This window comes from Synechococcus sp. R6-5 (assembly GCF_047461775.1).
GTDB lineage: Bacteria > Cyanobacteriota > Cyanobacteriia > Thermostichales > Thermostichaceae > Thermostichus.
In genome coordinates this window covers 1-5831 of record NZ_JANSHV010000306.1, presented here as the reverse complement: position 1 = coordinate 5831, position 5831 = coordinate 1, and the positions used below count along the sequence as shown (strand labels likewise).

Here is a 5831-nt window from a genome sequence, read left to right as displayed (position 1 = left end):
CTGTCGGCTCGTTGATGATGCGCAGCACCTCCAGGCCGGCAATGGTGCCCGCATCTTTGGTGGCCTGCCGCTGGGCATCGGTAAAATAGGCGGGAACGGTGATCACGGCTTGGGTCACCGGCTCCCCCAGATAGGCCTCCGCATCGGCCTTCAGCTTTTGCAGGATCATGGCGGAGATCTCCTGCGGAGTGTAGGCGCGATCTTGCACCGCCACTTCCACCATGTTGTCTCGACCGGGGATGACTTTGTAGGGAACCCGCCTCCGCTCATCTTCGGTCTCGGCAAAGGTGCGGCCAATGAAGCGTTTGATGCTGAAGATGGTGTTTTCAGCATTGGTAACCGCCTGGCGCTTGGCCAGTTGGCCCACCAAGCGGGTGTTGTTCTTGGCGAAGCCGACAATGCTGGGGGTGGTGCGCCCTCCCTCGGCGTTGGTGATCACAACGGGCTGACCACCTTCCAAAACCGCCACGCAACTGTTGGTGGTTCCCAGGTCAATCCCGATGACTTTACCCATAGCCCCCTCTTCCCGTGCGCCAAGTCTCAACCCAAGAACGCGATTCCACGGATCTTAAAAGCATTCTGCCCAGAATCCCGCAGAAACCTTCAGACGTTGCTTTCGTCTCCGTAGCTTTACTGTAGCGTTTCTGAGACTGCTCTGGCTCTGTTTGTCAAGGTTCAAGTGAGCAAGTTCGGCTAGGAAGGTTGGGGGTTTTGGGGAGAGGCGGGCGTGTTTTCCGGACCAGCTTCGATGGTGGCTTGGGCTGGGGGGGATGGTTCAGAGCTGGGGCTGCCCGCCGAGACGGCCACCATGGCATGACGGATCACCAAGTCCCCCAGCTTGTAACCTGGCTGATATTCGACGGCTACCACATCTTCAGGATAGTCTGGGCTGGGCTGACGGGCTATGGCTTCGTGCAGGTTGGGGTCGAAGGGCTGGCCCACCGATTTCATGCGGGAGACGCCCATCTTCTTCAGGCATTCCACCAGCAGGCGGTAGACGCTCTGGTAGCTGTTGTGCAACTCCCGCTCGCGGTCGGTTTCCAGCTTCAGCTGCTGCTGAGCCCGCTCAAAGCTGTCCACAACAGGCAAGATCTCCAGCACAAATTTCTGCCGTTCTTTTTGGCTGAACTCTTCTTTTTCCCGCTGGGTACGCCGCCGGTAGTTTTCAAAATCGGCGTAGAGGCGCAGGTAGGCGTCTTCTTTCTCTTTGAGTTGCTGGCGGACAACTTCCAACTCGTGCTGGAGCTGCTTGAGAGCTTCACCGGGATCTGGAGAAGGCTCAGCTGCGGTTTCTCCGGAGGAGGTACCGGCTTCTGCTTCGCTATCTTCCAAAATCAGCTTCTCCAGCTCTGCCTCTACGTCGATCTCTTCTTCCTGTAGTTCAGGATAGGTATCTTCTGGGGCCATCGGTTGCTTCTCTTCGGCAGTCATGGGCGATGTCGGCAAGTGTTAGCAATGAGCAGTGACTCGGATATCCCCAGTTTGGCAGTTTCAAAACCGCCGCTGCACTCAGCCAAACCAGGCTCTGTGTTGATCGTATTCTACCGGGTTCTCTTTCAGCCAGTTGAAGTCAATATCTTTTCTTTCCTAGCCGACCAGCAGATGTTCCCGTGGCCGGCCCAGGCAATCGGGGAAGTAGATCTTGGCCAAGTCGGGGATTAGGCGCCAGTTGGGGCTGTAGATGGGTTGAATGGGGGAGTGGGTGTGAATATAGTAGACCAGAAAGTCGCGGATGCTATCGGCTGAGATCCACAGGGTTTGGGCTTCTTGGAACATGCTGTAACCGCCGCCGCCGCCGGCTCGGTAGTGGTTAATGGCCAGGCGAAAGGTCTGTGCTGGTTCCACCGGCTGTCCGCGGAATTGTAAGGTCACCAGGCGCTTTCCTACGGGGCGGGTGAGATCGAAGCAGTAGTCGATGCCGTGGTAGAGGTCGAAGGTGTAGCCGCGGGCTTCGGGGGCCACGACGGCAGCAGGATCGGCGGGAAGGTGATTGGGATCCAACTGGCGAAAATAGCCGGCAGTCTGTTCCAGGGCGCGCCGCAGAATATCTCCGGTGATCTCCAAAACGCAGAGGGTGTTGTCGTAGACGGTGAGGCTGTAGGCATCTTGCAGGGAGATGGGGCCTGCCGACAGGCCGGCGCTGCTGCAGATGTTGACCAGGGAGAGCTCTGCGGGGAATCCCGCCTCCCGCACTGCTTGCAATTGGGCCTGGTGGAGCAGCTCTGCCAGAGGGTTAGCCCCCAAACGGGCTGCCAGACCGCCGCTATAGGCAGAACGGGCTTGGCCAATGGGCTGACGGATGTAGCGCAGGGTGGCTTGATGATAGGGCTCTGTCAAGGCCAAGAGTTCGGGATCGGGAGGGATCCCTTCGGCGGAGAGGAGCTGTGCGCTTTTCCCGAGAATTTGCCAGCGGCTGCCCTGGCGCTCCAGCTCCAGGGATACCTGGGAGAGGTGGCTGCCCCAATAGCCGGGCTGAACTACCAGAGCTTGGGATCCCCCCAGACCGGCGATGGTCTGGTGGGTATGGCCGGAGAGGATGACGTCAATGCCGTCCAGTTCGGCCAGGGCCAACAGTTCGTTTTCCCCTGCCAGGCTTTTGTTGCTGCACCAGCCGGAGCGATCCGGGTTGTGCCAGTGCTCAGGGGTGCGCAGGGGGGGCAATTGGTTGGGGCCGCTGTGCAGGATCAAGATCAAAACATCCACCTGAGGTCGCAGCAGCGATAGGTAGTGGCGGGCGGTCTCCAACAAGGGGGCAAAGCGCAGCCCCGCAATGTAGTCGGGTCGCTCCCAGGTGTCGATGCGGGGGGTGGTCAGCCCTAGCAAGCCAACGCGAACCCCAGCCAATTCCCGGATCAGGTAGGGCTGGAAGAGGGGATCCCCATTCTGGCGGAGGATGTTGGCACAGAGCACCGGACAGCGGAGATCGCCGATAAAATCCCGGAGAACCTGAAGCCCAAAGTTAAAGTCGTGGTTGCCAGGGGTAAAGGCGTCGTAGCCTAGGGCGTTGAGAGCATGAGCCAAGGGGTGAGGGGAGACGCGCTCCACTTGCGCATAGTAGGTGCCCAAGGGGGATCCCTGAATGGTATCGCCGCTGTCGATGAGTAAGACGGGATCCTCACTGGCAGCTCGCACGCGCTTAATAAGGGTGGCCAGCTTGGCTAAACCGTGCTCCGCAGGGATCCCGGTGAAGTAGTTCCAGGGATGTAGATTGGCATGGAGATCCGAAGTGTGGAGAATTGTTAATCGCATTCTCATATCATAGCCAAAGTTAAAGCCCCAACCCAAACTCGTCAGCCCAGCAAAAACAGCACCTGCACACAGCCCACCAAAAAGCCGAGGAGGCCGCCTAAGTTGACGATGGCCTGGAGTTCTTGGCGCACGATCTGCTGGATGGCCTGCTCCAGGTCGGCAGGGGAGGTGGCGTTGACTTTATCGGCAATGACCTGATCCAGGTTCAACACCGGGATCACCTGCATCATCAGGGATTCGAGATCCCGTTCTAGGTAGCGCTCCAAGACCAGAGCCAGGTCGGCGCTGATCTGGTCGATGGAGGTGATCAACGCCTTGGAGTTGCGCAGGCGTCCCAACACCAGGCTGGCCACTTTTTCCCAATCGATGGTCTCCCCCAGCCCTTTGATAACCTCTGGCCCTTGGCTGCGCAGGTAATCTTGGATCCCGTCGCGGAGGGCACGGCGCAACTGACGCACGGCGGAAACCGGCAGGTTTTGCAGCGAGAGGTTCTGCAGGATCTCGGTCAGGCGGCGGGAGGCGTTGATGTCTTTGAGCAGATCTTCCAAGATGGCTTCTGCCCCTTCCGGCTCTTCTAGACAATAGGTGCGCAGGCGCAACAGGGCATTTTTCAGGCCGAACAAGTTGGCCACCACCCAGTAGGAGCCGGTCGCTCGTTCACGAAACTCCTCATCCAGGGATTCGATGTTGCGATCGGTGAGAAAGTCCACCAAGTTCTGCCGCAACACCTTTGGGGGCAGCGCCTGCTTCAGGATCCACTCCGAGAGCTGCTTAGCCTGCTCGCTGCTGAGGCGCAGCTCCAGCAACACTTGGTCGAACAGTTGGTTAATCGGCCCTTCCAAAAAGGTTTCTTGGCGGGCAAGCACCTTCACCAGGCGGGGCAACGACTCGTTAAACAGGTCGGCTAAAATGCGCGCCAACACCTGAGCAGTTTGCTGCTGTTGCTCAGGGTTTTGCAGCCGATCCAGGGCTACCCCCAGCAGCCAGCGGATCCCAGCTTGCATGCGCTCGGTTTGCAGCAGCTTGCGGGCCAGATTGTGCAGTTCCTCCGGCGTGAGCAGGGATCCCATGATGGTCTTGGCGATCTGCTTGGCCAGACGAGGCTGGTTCTGCGGGATCAGGCCGGGGGTAAAGGGGATGCGCCAGCCGAAAACCCGATAGGGGCGGTAGGGCCGGAACAGCATTTTGATGGCAATGTCGTTGGTGAAATAGCCGATCACCAGCCCGGCCAGCGGGGGCACAACGTAGATCCAGAAGGCCATGGAAGCAATTGAGGGTGCTCTCTTCTACTCTACTGACCTGCCCCAGCGCAAGAGAGCGTTGACCAGTTATTGGATGATCAGGCTATCGGTCAGTTCCAGCTCCACCAACGTATTGGGCTGCAGCGTCACCACCCGGTCAATATTGGTACTGCCTGCCGCAGCGCCGGCCAAGCTGCCGGCCAAGATCGGCAAAAAGCCCCATCCCCCTGTGAGAATTCCCAAGGCCAACCCACCTGCTGCCCCATAGCCTGCCCCGCGGGCTACAGTTGTGCCGACATCGGCGTTGCGATCCAACCCGACTGGTAGCGGCGCAGATTGGCCTCTCACCAAGTAGGTGGAAGAGCCGATGGTGAGGCGGTTGGCCACAAAGCGGCTGCCGACGACCCGCTCTTGGGGATCGGCGCTCTCCGCCTCCCGGCCAGACAACTTCAGTTCTCGGTAAACCGGCTCAAAAGTGCCCCACACCACACTCCCTGCCGGGATCACCACCTGGCCAAAGCGATCCACCACCGGCTCGGAGACTTCCAGGTGGCCGTTAATGGCCTGGTAGGGCTGGAAAGTGATGGGGCGGTAGACCGTGAGGAGAATACGGGTGCCGGCAGGCAGCTCGCCCCGCGTGGCTCCAGGGAGATCCCCACCTGGGCTGAGGTCGGGCCGACGTTGATAGGAATAGGCCTCGCCTTGGGGGAGTTGTCCACCTGGGGCCGCTTGAACGGGCACCACCGGGATCGGATCCAAGGCCGGAGCTGTGGGATCCAGCGGCATTTGCGGCACCTGAGGTACAGGCGGTAGGGCCGGTGGGGCGGCAGAGCTGGGGGAGGGCGGAGCACTCAGCAAGGGCAAGGTAGGGACGGGATCCCCCCTGGGGGGCACCGGCTGAGGGGTGAACTCGAACTGCTGAGCAGCAACCGGGGTAACGGCACCGGCTATCAACACCCCCCAAAAGGAACTCCTCTGCAACAAATGCAGGAACGGCTGCAAGGTTGAGCTCATGGATCCCATCCGGTCGCAACTGGCAGTAGCTTAACATCCTGCCCCGCTTGTGCCCACTAGATTTAGTAGGTATTAAGGGATCGGAAGCTCTTAAAACACTATTGAGCCTGTTCGGGGTCTGGATCGAGTTTTCCCTAGGGGCTGGGGGAAGGAGAAGGAGTCGGTCCGCCGGGATCCCCTGGCTGGGGGGCTGGGGATTCTGGCTTAGGAGACTCTGTAGCCTCACTCTCCTGAGCCTCAGGGCTGGACTCCGGCTTGGGTTCTGCAGGAGACCGTCCTTCTGGAGAAGGAGAAGGTGAAGGCTGATACATTTACGCTGAACACTGC

General features: G+C 59.6%; 6 protein-coding genes. All 6 read right to left on the bottom strand.

Annotated elements, in window-relative coordinates; genetic code table 11:
• The coding region (locus NW818_RS13180) for an Hsp70 family protein (RefSeq protein WP_414424810.1) at nt 1-514 on the bottom strand (514 nt) is incomplete at its 3' end.
• A gap of 179 nt (nt 515-693) precedes the next feature.
• Nucleotides 694-1431, bottom strand: a complete 738-nt coding sequence (gene grpE, locus NW818_RS13175; RefSeq protein ID WP_071818179.1) for a nucleotide exchange factor GrpE — start codon at nt 1429-1431, stop codon at nt 694-696.
• Nucleotides 1432-1587: 156 nt separating this feature from the next.
• Entirely contained in the window at nt 1588-3249 is a 1662-nt protein-coding gene (locus NW818_RS13170) for a bifunctional metallophosphatase/5'-nucleotidase (protein ID WP_414424809.1), read from the bottom strand.
• Between the two features lie 41 nt (nt 3250-3290).
• Complete coding sequence (locus NW818_RS13165; protein WP_011434466.1) at nt 3291-4511, bottom strand: DUF445 domain-containing protein; 1221 nt, start codon at nt 4509-4511, stop codon at nt 3291-3293.
• A 66-nt stretch (nt 4512-4577) separates the two neighbouring features.
• Nucleotides 4578-5504 (bottom strand): hypothetical protein, encoded by a 927-nt coding sequence (locus NW818_RS13160; protein WP_414344011.1) that lies wholly within the window; start codon nt 5502-5504, stop codon nt 4578-4580.
• A gap of 134 nt (nt 5505-5638) precedes the next feature.
• Nucleotides 5639-5815: a hypothetical protein gene (locus NW818_RS13155; protein WP_414424808.1), complete on the bottom strand. Its 177-nt coding sequence runs from the start codon at nt 5813-5815 to the stop codon at nt 5639-5641.
• Nucleotides 5816-5831 lie beyond the last annotated feature (16 nt).